Annotated in this window: 8 protein-coding genes; 7 read left to right on the top strand and 1 reads right to left on the bottom strand. The window is 44.5% G+C overall.

Going from position 1 to position 16059, the window contains the following annotated elements:
* The first annotated feature begins 2 nt into the window (after window positions 1–2).
* From B7709_RS04420 to B7709_RS04400, 5 genes are read left to right on the top strand one after another with little or no spacing between them, the layout of a single operon-like run.
* Window positions 3–1001 (top strand): uroporphyrinogen decarboxylase family protein, encoded by a 999-nt coding sequence (locus B7709_RS04420; protein WP_084971882.1) that lies wholly within the window; start codon window positions 3–5, stop codon window positions 999–1001.
* Between the two features lie 11 nt (window positions 1002–1012).
* Entirely contained in the window at window positions 1013–1891 is an 879-nt protein-coding gene (locus B7709_RS04415) for a transporter substrate-binding domain-containing protein (protein WP_084971881.1), read from the top strand.
* A 32-nt stretch (window positions 1892–1923) separates the two neighbouring features.
* Entirely contained in the window at window positions 1924–2616 is a 693-nt protein-coding gene (locus tag B7709_RS04410) for an amino acid ABC transporter permease (protein ID WP_084971880.1), read from the top strand.
* Window positions 2617–2619: 3 nt separating this feature from the next.
* Window positions 2620–3342, top strand: a complete 723-nt coding sequence (locus B7709_RS04405; protein WP_084971879.1) for an amino acid ABC transporter permease — start codon at window positions 2620–2622, stop codon at window positions 3340–3342.
* A gap of 9 nt (window positions 3343–3351) precedes the next feature.
* The gene (locus B7709_RS04400) at window positions 3352–4116 is read left to right on the top strand and encodes an amino acid ABC transporter ATP-binding protein (RefSeq protein ID WP_000942252.1); all 765 of its coding nucleotides are present in this window, start codon (window positions 3352–3354) and stop codon (window positions 4114–4116) included.
* Between the two features lie 187 nt (window positions 4117–4303).
* Here B7709_RS04400 and B7709_RS04395 read toward each other — a convergent pair whose 3' ends face one another.
* Window positions 4304–8020, bottom strand: a complete 3717-nt coding sequence (locus tag B7709_RS04395) for a pullulanase (protein WP_084971878.1) — start codon at window positions 8018–8020, stop codon at window positions 4304–4306.
* A gap of 442 nt (window positions 8021–8462) precedes the next feature.
* Here B7709_RS04395 and rpoB point away from each other — a divergent pair, with 442 nt between their 5' ends.
* The gene (rpoB, locus tag B7709_RS04390; protein WP_084971877.1) at window positions 8463–12074 is read left to right on the top strand and encodes a DNA-directed RNA polymerase subunit beta; all 3612 of its coding nucleotides are present in this window, start codon (window positions 8463–8465) and stop codon (window positions 12072–12074) included.
* Between the two features lie 32 nt (window positions 12075–12106).
* Window positions 12107–15772 (top strand): DNA-directed RNA polymerase subunit beta', encoded by a 3666-nt coding sequence (gene rpoC, locus B7709_RS04385; protein WP_162279156.1) that lies wholly within the window; start codon window positions 12107–12109, stop codon window positions 15770–15772.
* The last annotated feature ends 287 nt before the right edge of the window (window positions 15773–16059 follow it).

Genomic DNA, 16059 nt, shown 5'->3' with positions numbered 1-16059 from the left:
GAATGTCAGAAAAAAGAGAATGGGTTTTAAAAGCATTTAGAGGTGAGAAAGTTGATCGTGTGCCAGTAGGATTTTGGCACCATTTCACATCAGAAGACGAATGGCTACACGGTTTCTCAAATCCAGCCATTATCGAAAAGAATATTCAAGGCCATAAGCGCTTTATTCGAGAAGTTCAGCCGGACTTTATCAAGCTCATGAGTGATGGGTACTTTGCTTATCCAAATCCAGTGATTGCCAAAGGAAAATCTCTTCAAGAGTTGGCGACCATTCAACCACTCGGACCAGATCACCCTTGGATAAAAGAGCAGGTGGACTTGGTTCAGAAAATCAAGCAAGAGTTTACAGAAGATATCGTTGCGATTTACAATATTTTTGCTCCTGTGACCTATCTCAAGTGGTTGCTAGGGGAAGTGTCTGGTGGGGATGACCTCATTGCTGACTTTCTGGTTGAAGACCCTAAAGCTCTGAAGAAGGTGTTGGATGTGATTGCAGAGGATATTGCTAGTCTTAGCCGAGCTGTCATCGAAGAGGCTGGTGCTGACGGAATCTACCTCAGCGTGCAGAGTATCCAAGATCAACGAGTGTCGGCAGCAGATTATCAAGCCGTCATTGCCCCTAGCGAGATAACGGTTCTGGAAGCAGCTAGTGCTGTTGGTGGCGTCACAGTTCTTCATATCTGTGGATACGAGGGAGCGCGAAATGATATTCACCTTTTTGCAGACTATCCAGCCCAAGTCTTTAACTGGGCTGTAGGACCAGAGGGAATCACTCTCAAGGAAGGTCGTGAGATTTTCAAGGGACATACGGTTCTTGGAGGATTCGAAAATGGCAAGACAGGCTTGCTGTATACTGGTAGCAAGGATGCCATTCAGGCTGAGGCAAAGAAACTAGTTGCAGAAGCTGGGGAACAGGGCTTGGTACTTGGAGCGGATTGTACCATTCCAAGTGATATCGCAGTTGAACGTATCCAGTGGGTGAGAGAAGCGCTTGAAAACTAAAGGAGAAAAAGATGAGTAAAAAAGCATGGATTATCGGTGGTGTAGCAGTGGTTGCAGTAATTGGGGCAACGATTATCGGGAGAAGTTTAGCTGGTGCTCCAGCCAAGGAGGGGGAAACAACTTCGTCTGGTGAGGTCATAACCTTGAAGGTTGCCCATACACAAAACTATGTACCTTATGACTTTGTCAATGAAAAAGGGGAATCAGATGGTTATGAAGTAGCTGTTTTGAAGGCTGTTGATGAGAAGTTGGCAAACTATCAATTTGAATATACGGGTACCAGTGATGACGACCTCTTGATTGGTCTGGAATCAGGCAAGTATGACATCGGAACCAAGGGAGCTTGGTACACAGATGAACGAGCTAAAAAGTTTGTCATTCCATCTGAACCAGTCGGAGCGAGCATCATCGGATTTACTGTCAGAAAAGAAGATGAGCAGAAATACAAAACCATTGATGACTTTGCTAAGAATAAAGGGAAATTGGTTCCCATCTCTCCACAGAATGCTCAATGGAATGTTATCACCAGCTACAATGAAAAACATCAGGATGCACCGATTGAGCTGACTGCAGCTGAATCTTTTAAAGTGGCAGATGCCTATGCCTGGGTCTTAGAAGGACGTTATGACGCCTTCTTTGATATTAAACTGTCCTTTGAAAAAGCAGTTACAGCAGAAGATGGCCCTTACCACCAATATGCGGATAAACTCAGCTGGTTCCCATACAAGGGCATTCCAACTTATCCCTTGATTCACCGTGATGAAAAGGGTGAGAAATTCGCTAAAGAATATGAAAAAGCAATCAAAGAGTTGAAAGAAGATGGTACGCTTGCTAAGCTATCTCAGCAATACTTTAAAGAAGATGTCTTTAGTTATGTAGACAAAGACTAGGCCAGAAATTCCAAGACTAGAAAGGGTTTTGCATGGTTTCTTATGATTTTTCCAAGGTCTTTCAGTTTTTGCCGACCTTATTGCAGGCACTTCCTATGACCTTGTCCATTCTCTTTTTTACCACTCTTCTTGGTTCCCTTTTTGGAGGACTCTTGGCCTGGGCGCAAGTAGGAGAAGACAAGAGTTTTGCAGCAATTTCCAAAGGTTATATCTTTACCCTTCGTTGTACACCGCCGATTGTCTTGCTTTTTCTAGTCTTTTATGGCTTGCCAGAATTTCTGAAATGGTGGCTGGGTTTGGATATCAACAACTGGTCTAAAACTATTTTTGTTCTCCTGACGATGATTCTCTTGTTTGCGGCTATTGTTGCCGAGGTTTTCAAGGCGGCCTATCAAGCTATTCCAAAGGGGCAGACAGAGGCCGGACTTAGTATTGGTTTGACTCCAAGTCAGACCTTTTGGAGAATCATTTTCCCCCAAGCTTTTCAGGTTGCTCTTCCCAATATAACGACCGCTATTCTCAATCTCATGCGGGATGCTGCCTTGGCCTATACGATTGGTTTCGTTGATGTTATGGGCGCAGGCAATCTCTTGATCAGTCGCAATTTAGGGAACTACTCGCTGGAAACCTATACGGCGGTTGCATTTCTTTACTGGGGGATTGCCTTGGTTATTTCTAGCTTGAGTCGTTTGCTTGAGAAGTCTTTGGAAACAAAAGGGAGGTAAGAAATGGATATATACTATATTGTAAAGACCTTTCTGGAGACCTTGAAGGGTGTGCCAATCACCTTGATTATCATGATTGTGGCTATGGTCTTAAGCTTTTTACCGGCTCTATTTTTAGCCTTGGGGCAGATTTACAAGGTTCGAGGGGTGAGGAGTTTTTCTCTGGTATATCTGGCGTTTATCCGAGCGACTCCACCGATTTTATTGATTCTCTTCTTTTATAGTTTGTTTCCAAGTCTGCTGAATCAATTTTTCAAAAGTATAGGAAGTGACTTTGATATTTTCAAGCTTGATCCTCTCTATTATGCCTTTATCATTTATAGTTTGATGACAGTCGGGAGTTTATCGGAGATTTTGCGTTCAGCCATCTTGACGGTGGACAAGGGACAACTAGAGGCAGCGCATGCGATTGGGCTGACTACGACCCAGGCTTATCTAAGGATTGTTTTTCCTCAAGCCTTGAGCTCAGCCTTGCCTAACTTGGCCAATCTGGTGATCAATATCGTCAAGGGAACCTCCCTGGTCTTTGTTATGACCATCAAGGATATCACCGCTATTGCCCGTGTGGAAGCATCCTACGGCTACCAGTATTTTGAGTCTTATTTTGTGATCTTTTTGCAGTATATTTTGATCTGTGGTTTGATTCAGTGGGGCTTCTCCCTACTGGAGAAAGGCTATGTGAAAAAAGAAAAGAGTGCAAAAGCATCTAGCGCGCGTTTTGTATAGGAGGACAGGATGTTACAAGTAGAACATATCGCAAAAACATTTGGTGAGAGGCAGGTGCTGGAGGATGTCAATCTCCAGGTTAACCAAGGGGATGTCGTCGTTATCTTAGGACCATCAGGTTCGGGGAAAACGACCTTTCTCCGTTGTCTCAACCACTTAGAAAAAGCTGACAGTGGCCGTCTGACCTTGGCAGGAAAGACTTATGACTTAGCCAAATTAAGCAAGAAAGACATTCTAGAAATTCGCCAAAAAACAGCCTTTGTTTTCCAACACTACAATCTCTTTGCAAACAAAACTGCTCTGGAAAATATTCTAGAAGGTCTAATCGTCGCTCGTAAAGTTCCCAAGGAAGAAGCGCTCAAACGTGCAGAATCTGCCTTAGAAAAAGTTGGTTTACTGGCCTACAAAGACTACTACCCTTCTCAGCTATCTGGAGGGCAACAACAACGAATAGGAATTGCGCGTGCTATTGCCGTCAAGCCCGAGGTCATTTTGCTAGATGAACCAACATCTGCACTAGACCCTGAGTTGGTTGGAGATGTTTTGGATGTTCTGAAACAGTTGGCGGGAGAAGGTGTGACCATGGTGGTCGTCACGCATGAGATGGGATTTGCTAGAGATGTCGCTAACCACGTTATTTTCATGGATGGAGGCCGTATCGTAGAGGAGAACAATCCCCACGACTTCTTTAGTCGTCCGCAGGAAGAACGAACTAAGCAGTTCCTGGCGCGTATCTTATCAGATGCCACCTATAGTGTAGAATATATGATTTGATAGACAAGTGTATCATAAAAACAACACCCCATGGCTAGAAGAGTCTTCTAATCATGGGGTGTTTTTCTATAGGAGGGCTAGTTTATACTCTTCGAAAATCTTTTTAAACCAAGTCAGCTTCGCCTTGTCGTACTCGAGTAAAGCCTGCGGCTAGCTTCCTAGTTTACTCTTTGATTTTCATTGAGCATTATTTCTTTTTCTTGTTTTTCATCAACCATCCAAGTCCGAGAAGGGCAAGGATGCTAAATCCAGCAAGGGCAAGAAGGGATTTGTTCTCGGTTCCTGTGTTTGGAAGGATGTTCTGAGAAAGAGCCTCTGTAGCAGTTTCTTGAGTTTCAGGATTGGCTGCTAGGTTTTGAGCTTGACCTTGTTCTGGTTCAACTTCCAAGCTAGAAAGATCAAATTCTGGTTTTTCTTCCACAGCTGGAGCGACGATGGCACCACCTTGAGACAAGCGGAGAACAACAGCAGTGAGAGCATTTAATTTCAAGCCTTTTTCAGTCCATTTGAGACCTTGAGGGTTAGCGATTCCTACGGGTCCTGCTTGGTTTTCATCTGCGAGGACTTCAGCCTTTCTCAAGCGAGCAAAGGCAGTTCCCAAGTTGAATTCGCGAGCCTTATCATCCGCATTGACAAAGACAGCGTAGACATCTCCATTTGGAGCGGTGATTTGGTAGCCGATGACCACGTCTTCTTTTTCAACACCATTTTGGCCTGGGACAGTAATGAGTCGGACGCGCTCTTTGATATCTTGTAGACTCTTGAGTCGGAAGGCATCTGTAGATTGACGAAGAGCAATCAGACCTTTCATGTAGTCACGGCTCTTGACGTTTTCAGGGAAAGCTTTACCATCTGTAGCCTTGGTCCAATCGAACTTGTTGACAGCATCACTAGAGTCGTAAGAGTCATGGATAAAGTAAGGATAGACAAATGGCTTGCCGTCCTTATCACGCAACAAGTGAGACTTGTTTGGCACCTTATCCTCTGAGACAGGAGTCTTGTAGGCTGGATCAAGGAATTGTTTGGTACGTCCGTATTCCTGACCAGAGTGGATAAACGGAGTTCCTTGAGCAGTCAAGACCATGAGGTTTCCAAGTCGCAAACGGCGATGGATTTCAGCATAGTTCTCAGCCTTGCTTGGATCTTTTTTGATAGACTGGGCAATGATGTCAAAGAGGGTCAAGTTATCATGGGCTGCGATATACTGGATAACATCTCCAGGATTGTCAGCCTCAAAGTTAGTTGGTTGGGCAATGAGATTTTTAAAGATGGTATTGATATCGCGTTTGCCACCTGTGATAAAGGCAGGCTGGCCTTCGTTTGGATAGCCAGACTTGAGGTTGTTGCGGATGTCGTCTGAAAAGACAGCGACAGTATCTGTTTTCTTCATCCAATCTTGGTCAGCAGGTTGTACAGGCGTATTTTCATCACCAGTATAGGTTCTCCAGCCTTCACCTAGCATGATAAGATTTGGATTGAGGGCGCGGGCAGCTTTGTACGCTTCTTCGATAGAAGCCGCATCGTGGTCACCCATCATATCAAAGCGGAAACCATCTACTTTGTAAGTTTCAACCAGATACTTGATAGAGTCTACCAAGACGCGTTTAGACATGTAGTGGGTAGTTCCCAAACGACCGCCACCAAAGCTAGTACGTGGAGTTCCGTCTGCGTCCATAAAGTGATAGTAGTTTGGCTCAATATCCTCAAAAATATCAACATTGGCAGTATGGTTGTAGACCACGTCCAAGATAGCTCCCATACCACGTTTATGAATTTCGTTGATGAGATTTTTGAATTCCGCGATACGTTTTTCTGGATCCTTGGGATCACTAGAGTACATACCAGTCAAGGAGAAGTAGTTTTGAGGGTCATATCCCCAGTTGTAGTTGCTGTTGCTTGAAGCGTAGGCAGACAAGCGTTCTTGGTTCTTCAATTCATTGACAAAGTAGTAGGACAAGACTGGAAGGAGTTGGATATGGGTCACACCCAAGTCTTTGAGATAGTCTAGTTTTTCGATAAAGGCTTCAAAGGTACCAAATGGCTTGGTCAAATCTTTTGCGATGGCAGGATCGGAAGTAAAGTCACGGACATGAGCCTCATAGATGACCGCATCTTCGCGCGATTTGAAGTTGCGAATCTTACCGTAGGTCAAGTCTTGTGGGCCTAATTTGGATGGATCGACAAAGGCGGCTTTAGCTACCTTATGAGCTGCATCTGTTTTTGCTAGATCACTGTTCCAAGCTGCTAGCGATTTGGCATAAGGGTCGAGAACGAGAACGGTTTTACCTTGGCGCTCGATCTGGTAGTGGTAGTAATAGCCAGTGTAGTTGCTGATGCCTAGACCAGAGTTTGCGTCCAAAGTTTGTTTCCAGGTTCCTTTTTCTCCTTTTTCAAGGGCGACAGTTCCGACCACTTTTTCAGGATCTTTCTTGTCGTAGACGACAACTGAAACCTTATCAGCACTTGGAGACCAGAGGGTAAGGTCGACACGCTTGCCATCTTCTTTTAGGGTTGCACCGAGTGGACCGTCGTAACTGTAGGTCTCATCCTTGAGGCGCCAGCTTGAACGTGTGGTAAAACGATCTGAATTGTAGCTGACAGTGTAAGGGTGTTGGGTGTCAGAGAAGTCGCCGATGTAGGTCACTTTCTTACCAGCTTCATCTACTTCCACGTCTGTGATGGCTACTTTGTTCCCTTGATGGTCAGTGATGTTGGAGTGTTTAAGAATGTCTTCTTTCTTGGCTCCGACTAGGGTAGAAAAGCTGCTTTCGATACGAGATTTAGCTACGTGTTGAGCACCAGTCATGCGGATGTCGTGCACGTAATAGGGGTTGGTGTAGATGGTTTCGTCATCATCTTTGAGGAAGATTTGACTGTGATTTTTTAGATCTGTGAACTTATAATCTTCTTTTCTGATTTTCACATCATCTCCTTTCTTGCTTTCGTCTAGTAATAAAAATCCAAATTCTCTAGCAGCTTCATTGAGTGGAATATCAATGTAACGGCCATATTTTCCAGTTGCAGTAAAGTCTGTCCCGTCAGGCCATTCTCCACTGCTTGGATTCTTGACATCGCCCCAATACCAGAGAGATTTTTTGTCATAGTTCCCATCTGTGCGGTAGTAGTTGACACGGACAGTTCCTGCTGGTTGAGGACGGTAGTTGTATACCTTATAGTTTTCATCTAGCCAAGCCTCATTCATTTTTGGAGAAAGGCGCTCTACTGAACGGTCTCCAGTAAGGTTATCTCCTTTGGTGTTGTTTATGAGGAAACTGACCTTCTTGGCTTGATCATTCTTGAGTTTGACGTCCAGGTAATAACCGTAGTCATCTTGCTTGGCATCCTTGAAGGACTTGGCTCCATTGGGCCAGTTTTCAGAAGGTTTTTCAACATCGTCCCAAGTCCAAAGGCCTTGAGAATCCTTGTTTTCTTCAGGGAGTTTTTTTACATGGATGCGGAAGTAGTTATCTTCGATTGGTTCTTCAGAACTAGTATCTGCTTGTGGTTTTTGATCAGAACTTGGTGTCGAAGTGCTGGTATCTACTTTCTCTTCCTTGCTGTCAGGTTGACTTGGAGTAGCGTCATCTTTTTTAGGTGTCTCGGCTGTTAGAGCCGTTTCAGTTGCTGGGGTTTCTTTTTTAGCATCAAAGGAAGCGTTTGCATTGTTTTGTTCAGAAACTGGACTTTGCTCTTGTGTTTGACTTGCTTCAGTCTCGGTAGGAGCCTTAGCCACAGTACTAGTATTTTCCTGAGCTTGAGGAAGGTTTTCGTTAGCCGAAATGGTTGGCATTGCAGCAGAAAGTAGGACAATGCTGGCACCGATAAGGACAGAGCCTGTTCCATTTTTCAAGGAACGAATACCGTAAATCATTTTTTTCTCAGCTTGAGATAGGTTCTTTTTCATCACAATTCTCCTTGTGTAGTTATTTCTTATCAGTATAGCATGAGGTAAACATTTGTGCAAGCGTTTTCTCAATTTTTGAGAAAAAATTTTATGATTAATTCTTTTGAAAGGTTAAACCATTTTATAGGAAAAGATTGTTTAAAAAATAGTAAAAAGAACCTTGAAAAATCTATCTAAATAAGGTATAATATAAGTAATCATTTGTCGTAGGTTTTGTCTGAAATATTGTCCAGACAAGACTCACAGCAGTTAAATCTTCTGAAAAAGTCAGATTTAGCTGCTCTTTTTGTGCTTTTTTTCAGGTTTTTGAGTGCTTGTAACAAATATTTAAAGATTCTGAAAATTCATCAAAGGGACATGGTGATAAGGTTTTTATAACCATATGACGATTAGAAAAGCCTGATTGATAAGGCTTGGAACTTATTTACAAAGGAGAATCATCTTGGCAGGACATGACGTTCAATACGGGAAACATCGTACCCGTCGTAGTTTTTCAAGAATCAAAGAAGTTCTTGACTTACCAAATTTGATTGAAATTCAAACAGATTCATTCAAAGCTTTCCTAGACCATGGTCTTAAGGAAGTGTTTGAAGATGTATTGCCAATTTCAAACTTCACAGACACAATGGAGTTGGAATTTGTTGGCTATGAAATCAAGGAACCAAAATACACGCTCGAAGAAGCACGTATCCACGATGCTAGCTACTCAGCACCAATTTTTGTAACCTTCCGCTTGATTAATAAAGAAACAGGCGAAATCAAGACCCAAGAAGTCTTCTTTGGTGATTTCCCAATCATGACCGAAATGGGTACTTTCATCATCAATGGTGGTGAACGTATTATCGTTTCTCAGTTAGTCCGCTCACCAGGTGTTTACTTTAATGACAAAGTAGACAAGAATGGCAAAGTGGGCTACGGTTCAACTGTTATCCCTAACCGTGGAGCTTGGTTGGAACTGGAAAGCGACTCAAAAGACATCGCTTATACTCGTATCGACCGTACTCGTAAGATTCCATTTACGACCTTGGTTCGTGCGCTTGGTTTCTCAGGTGATGATGAAATCTTTGATATCTTTGGTGATAGCGAATTGGTTCGCAATACTGTTGAAAAAGATATCCACAAGAATCCGATGGACTCTCGTACAGACGAAGCCTTGAAAGAAATCTACGAACGCCTTCGTCCAGGTGAGCCTAAGACTGCTGAAAGCTCACGTAGCTTGCTTGTGGCACGTTTCTTTGACCCACGCCGCTACGATTTGGCAGCCGTTGGTCGTTACAAGATCAATAAAAAATTGAACATCAAAACACGCTTGCTCAACCAAACCATCGCTGAGCCATTGGTAGATCCTGAAACGGGTGAAATCTTGGTAGAAGCTGGAACCGTTATGACTCGTAGCGTGATTGAAAGCATCGAGCACCACTTGGATGGAGACTTGAACAAGATCGTTTATATTCCAAACGATGCAGCTGTTCTGACAGAACCGGTTGTCCTTCAAAAATTCAAGGTTGTTGCGCCAACGGATCCAGACCGTGTTGTAACTATCATCGGGAATGCCAATCCAGATGACAAGGTTCGTGTTGTCACTCCTGCGGATATTCTTGCAGAGATGAGCTACTTCCTTAACTTGGCAGAAGGCATCGGACGTGTAGATGATATCGACCACCTTGGGAACCGTCGTATCCGTGCAGTTGGTGAATTGCTTGCCAACCAAGTTCGTCTTGGACTTTCTCGTATGGAACGTAATGTCCGTGAACGTATGTCTGTTCAAGATAACGAAGTCTTGACACCGCAACAAATCATTAATATCCGTCCTGTAACGGCTGCAGTCAAAGAATTCTTTGGTTCATCACAGTTGTCACAGTTCATGGACCAACACAACCCACTTTCTGAGTTGTCTCACAAACGCCGTTTGTCAGCCTTAGGACCTGGTGGCTTGACTCGTGACCGTGCTGGATATGAGGTACGTGACGTGCACTACACTCACTATGGTCGTATGTGCCCAATCGAGACACCTGAAGGACCTAACATCGGTTTGATCAATAACTTGTCATCATACGGACACTTGAACAAATATGGTTTTGTTCAAACACCATACCGTAAGGTTGACCGTAAAACAGGTGTTGTTACCAACGAGATTGTTTGGTTGACAGCCGATGAAGAAGATGAATTTACTGTAGCACAGGCTAACTCTCGTCTCAACGAAGATGGTACTTTTGCTGAGAAGGTTGTCATGGGACGTCACCAAGGGGTCAACCAAGAGTATCCAGTAGAAGTGGTTGACTACATGGACGTGTCACCAAAACAGGTAGTTGCCGTTGCAACCGCATGTATTCCTTTCTTGGAAAACGATGACTCCAACCGTGCCCTCATGGGTGCTAACATGCAACGTCAGGCTGTGCCATTGATTGATCCAAAAGCACCTTACGTTGGTACTGGTATGGAATACCAAGCAGCCCATGACTCTGGAGCTGCTGTGATTGCTCAGCATGGTGGTAAAGTTACTTACGCAGATGCTGACAAGGTAGAAGTTCGCCGTGAAGATGGTTCGCTAGATGTTTACCACATCCAAAAATTCCGTCGTTCAAACTCAGGTACTGCTTATAACCAACGTACACTTGTTAAAGTTGGCGATGTCGTTGAAAAAGGCGATTTCATTGCTGATGGACCTTCTATGGAAAAAGGGGAAATGGCGCTTGGACAAAACCCAATCGTTGCCTACATGACTTGGGAAGGTTACAACTTCGAGGATGCCGTTATCATGAGTGAACGTTTGGTGAAAGATGATGTCTATACATCTGTCCACCTCGAAGAATACGAATCAGAAACGCGTGATACAAAGCTTGGGCCTGAAGAAATTACTCGTGAAATTCCAAACGTTGGTGAAGATGCCCTTAAAAATCTTGACGAAATGGGAATTATCCGTATCGGTGCTGAGGTTAAAGAAGGCGACATTCTTGTAGGTAAAGTAACACCTAAGGGTGAAAAAGACCTTTCAGCTGAAGAACGTCTCTTGCACGCTATCTTCGGAGACAAATCTCGCGAAGTTCGTGATACTTCCCTTCGTGTACCTCACGGTGCTGATGGTGTCGTTCGTGATGTTAAGATCTTTACACGTGCAAATGGAGATGAGTTGCAATCAGGTGTTAACATGCTGGTTCGCGTCTACATCGCTCAAAAACGTAAGATCAAGGTCGGAGATAAGATGGCCGGACGTCACGGAAACAAAGGGGTTGTCTCTCGTATCGTTCCTGTAGAAGACATGCCTTACCTTCCAGACGGAACTCCAGTCGATATCATGTTGAACCCACTTGGGGTGCCATCACGTATGAATATCGGTCAGGTTATGGAACTCCACCTTGGTATGGCAGCCCGTACTCTTGGTATCCACATCGCAACACCAGTCTTTGACGGAGCAAGTTCTGAAGACCTTTGGGACACTGTTAAAGAAGCAGGTATGGATAGCGATGCTAAGACAATCCTATACGATGGACGTACAGGTGAGCCGTTTGACAACCGTGTATCAGTTGGTGTCATGTACATGATCAAACTCCACCACATGGTTGATGATAAATTGCACGCGCGTTCAGTCGGACCATACTCCACTGTTACCCAACAACCACTCGGAGGTAAAGCTCAGTTTGGTGGACAACGTTTCGGTGAGATGGAAGTTTGGGCTCTTGAAGCCTATGGTGCGTCAAATGTCCTTCAAGAAATCTTGACTTATAAGTCTGACGATATCAACGGACGTTTGAAAGCTTATGAAGCCATTACAAAAGGAAAACCAATTCCAAAACCAGGTGTTCCAGAATCCTTCCGAGTTCTTGTCAAAGAATTGCAATCTCTTGGTCTTGACATGCGTGTCCTTGACGAAGATGACCAAGAAGTGGAACTTCGCGACTTGGATGAAGGAATGGACGAAGATGTCATCCACGTAGATGACCTTGAAAAAGCCCGCGAAAAAGCAGCCCAAGAGGCTAAAGCAGCCTTTGAAGCTGAAGAAGCTGAGAAAGCAACAAAAGCGGAAGCAACAGAAGAAGCTGCTGAACAAGAATAAGCAGTTCACTTAGAATAGAAAGGGAAGAAATAGTGGTTGATGTAAATCGTTTTAAAAGTATGCAAATCACCCTAGCTTCTCCAAGCAAAGTCCGTTCATGGTCTTATGGAGAAGTCAAAAAACCTGAAACAATCAATTACCGTACGTTGAAGCCAGAGCGTGAAGGACTCTTTGACGAAGTGATTTTTGGTCCTACAAAAGACTGGGAATGTGCTTGTGGGAAGTACAAACGCATTCGCTACAGAGGAATTGTTTGTGACCGCTGTGGGGTTGAAGTAACGCGTACGAAAGTTCGTCGTGAGCGTATGGGGCACATCGAGTTGAAAGCTCCTGTATCTCACATCTGGTACTTCAAGGGGATTCCAAGCCGTATGGGCTTGACCCTTGATATGAGTCCTCGTGCCCTCGAGGAGGTTATCTACTTTGCGGCTTATGTGGTGATTGATCCTAAGGATACACCACTTGAGCACAAGTCTATCATGACAGAGCGCGAATACCGTGAGCGCTTGCGTGAGTATGGTTATGGATCATTCGTTGCCAAAATGGGTGCCGAAGCCATCCAAGACCTTTTGAAACAAGTAGATCTTGAAAAAGAAATTGCTGAACTCAAAGAAGAGTTGAAAACAGCTACTGGACAAAAACGTGTCAAAGCCATCCGTCGTTTGGATGTTTTAGATGCCTTTTACAAGTCTGGAAACAAACCTGAATGGATGATTCTTAACATCCTTCCGGTTATTCCACCAGATCTCCGTCCAATGTTGCAGTTGGATGGTGGCCGTTTTGCCTCATCTGACTTGAACGACCTTTACCGTCGTGTTATCAACCGTAACAACCGTTTGGCCCGTTTGCTTGAGTTGAATGCACCAGGTATCATCGTTCAAAATGAAAAGCGTATGCTTCAAGAAGCGGTTGACGCTTTGATTGACAATGGTCGTCGCGGCCGTCCGATTACAGGACCAGGTAGTCGTCCACTCAAATCATTGAGCCACATGCTTAAAGGTAAACAAGGACGCTTCCGTCAAAACTTGCTCGGTAAACGTGTTGACTTCTCAGGACGTTCCGTTATCGCCGTTGGTCCAACTCTTAAGATGTACCAATGTGGTGTGCCACGTGAAATGGCCATCGAGCTCTTTAAACCATTTGTCATGCGTGAAATTGTCGCTCGTGACATCGTGCAAAACGTGAAAGCAGCGAAACGCTTGGTGGAACGTGGAGATGAGCGTATCTGGGACATTCTTGAAGAAGTGATTAAAGAACACCCAGTGCTTTTGAACCGCGCACCGACCCTTCACCGTTTGGGTATCCAAGCCTTTGAACCTGTCTTGATTGATGGTAAGGCCCTTCGCTTGCACCCACTTGTCTGTGAAGCCTACAATGCCGACTTTGACGGGGACCAAATGGCCATCCACGTACCACTTTCAGAAGAAGCTCAAGCAGAAGCTCGCATCTTGATGTTGGCTGCTGAGCATATCTTGAATCCAAAAGATGGGAAACCAGTTGTTACTCCATCTCAGGACATGGTTTTGGGTAACTACTACTTGACCATGGAAGAAGCTGGTCGTGAAGGTGAAGGAATGGTCTTCAAAGACCGTGACGAAGCTGTTATGGCTTACCGCAATGGTTATGTTCACCTCCACTCACGTGTAGGTATCGCAACAGACAGCCTTAACAAACCATGGACAGAAGAGCAAAAACATAAAGTCTTGCTGACAACAGTTGGTAAAATCCTCTTCAACGACATCATGCCAGAGGGTCTACCATACTTGCAAGAACCAAACAATGCTAACTTGACAGAGGGTGTTCCAGCTAAATACTTCTTGCCACTTGGTGGAGATATCAAGGAAGCCATCAGCAATCTTGAACTCAACCCTCCATTCAAGAAGAAAAACCTTGGAAATATCATCGCTGAAATCTTCAAACGTTTCCGTACGACAGAAACTTCTGCCCTACTTGACCGTATGAAGGACCTCGGTTACCACCACTCAACTCTTGCAGGTTTGACGGTGGGTATCGCCGACATTCCGGTGGTTGAAGACAAGGCTGAAATCATCGAAGAATCACACAAACGTGTAGAACAAATCACCAAACAATTCCGTCGTGGTATGATCACAGACGACGAGCGCTACAATGCAGTTACCGCTGAATGGCGTGCAGCTCGTGAAAAATTGGAGAAACGCTTGGTTGCCAACCAAGATCCGAAGAACCCAATCGTTATGATGATGGACTCTGGAGCTCGTGGTAACATCTCAAACTTCTCACAGCTTGCCGGTATGCGTGGTCTGATGGCAGCGCCAAACGGACGTATCATGGAATTACCAATCCTTTCAAACTTCCGCGAAGGTTTGTCAGTACTCGAAATGTTCTTCTCAACTCACGGTGCGCGTAAAGGTATGACCGATACGGCCCTTAAGACAGCCGACTCAGGTTATCTTACTCGTCGTTTGGTTGACGTTGCCCAAGATGTTATCATCCGTGAGGACGACTGTGGAACTGACCGTGGTCTCTTGATCCGCTCTATTGCAGAAGGAAAAGAGATGATCGAGTCTCTCGAAGAGCGTCTCAATGGTCGTTACACTAAGAAAACTGTTAAACACCCAGAAACTGGTGCAGTGATCATCGGTCCGAACGAGTTGATTACAGAAGACAAGGCGCGTGAAATTGTCAATGCTGGTGTGGAAGAAGTGACTATCCGCTCTGTATTTACATGTAACACTCGTCATGGTGTCTGCCGTCACTGTTACGGTATTAACTTGGCGACTGGTGATGCGGTTGAAGTTGGTGAAGCAGTCGGAACAATTGCTGCCCAATCTATCGGGGAACCTGGTACACAGCTTACAATGCGTACCTTCCACACGGGTGGAGTTGCCTCAAATACCGATATCACTCAGGGTCTTCCTCGTGTCCAAGAAATCTTTGAAGCTCGCAATCCGAAAGGGGAGGCGGTCATCACTGAAGTCAAGGGTGAGGTTACAGCCATCGAAGAAGATGCTTCAACTCGTACCAAGAAAGTCTTTGTTAAAGGTGAAACTGGCGAAGGTGAGTACGTGGTGCCATTTACAGCCCGTATGCGTGTCGAAGTTGGAGACCAAGTCTCTCGCGGTGCAGCATTGACAGAAGGTTCTATCCAACCGAAACGTCTCCTTGCTGTTCGTGATGTCTTGTCAGTTGAAACCTACCTTCTCGGTGAAGTACAAAAAGTTTACCGTAGCCAAGGGGTAGAAATCGGTGACAAACACATCGAGGTAATGGTTCGTCAAATGATCCGTAAAGTTCGTGTCATGGATCCAGGAGACACAGATCTCCTCATGGGTACCCTCATGGACATCAATGACTTTACAGATGCCAACAAAGACGTTCTTATCTCAGGTGGAGTTCCAGCGACAGGTCGCCCAGTTCTTATGGGAATCACCAAAGCCTCACTTGAAACAAACAGTTTCTTGTCAGCGGCTTCTTTCCAGGAAACAACTCGTGTCCTTACAGATGCGGCCATCCGTGGTAAGAAAGACCATCTCCTTGGACTCAAGGAAAATGTTATCATCGGTAAGATCATCCCAGCAGGTACTGGTATGGCTCGCTACCGTAACCTTGAACCACAAGCTATCAATGAAGCAGCCTATCTGGCTCCAGAACAAGAAGAGACAGAAAATGCTCCAGTAGAGGAAGTTGTGGAAATCCAAGTTGAAGAAACAGTAGAATAAAGACTTTTTATCAACTGTAGTAGGTTGAAGAAGAGTTACACTTTGGAGAGGACCGGCTAGGTCTTCTCCTTTTTGCTGTCAAAAGGTTGGAGAGTAGTCTCTTTTTTTCTGTATCAATCAAAAATTTTGAATAGGAGCTCTTTTACTTTATAAGGATTCTCAGTTTAGAATGGTCATAAACATTACGGAACTGACGACATCACTAACCAATCTTCTTGTTGAGGAGTCATGGTACTATCGATAAAATTGTCTTAATTATGGTAAAATAGTAAGAGAATAATGTGAGG

The sequence above is a fragment of the Streptococcus oralis subsp. dentisani genome (assembly GCF_002096335.1).
In the GTDB taxonomy this organism is placed as follows: domain Bacteria; phylum Bacillota; class Bacilli; order Lactobacillales; family Streptococcaceae; genus Streptococcus; species Streptococcus oralis_Z.
This window is presented reverse-complemented; position numbering and strand designations above follow the sequence as displayed.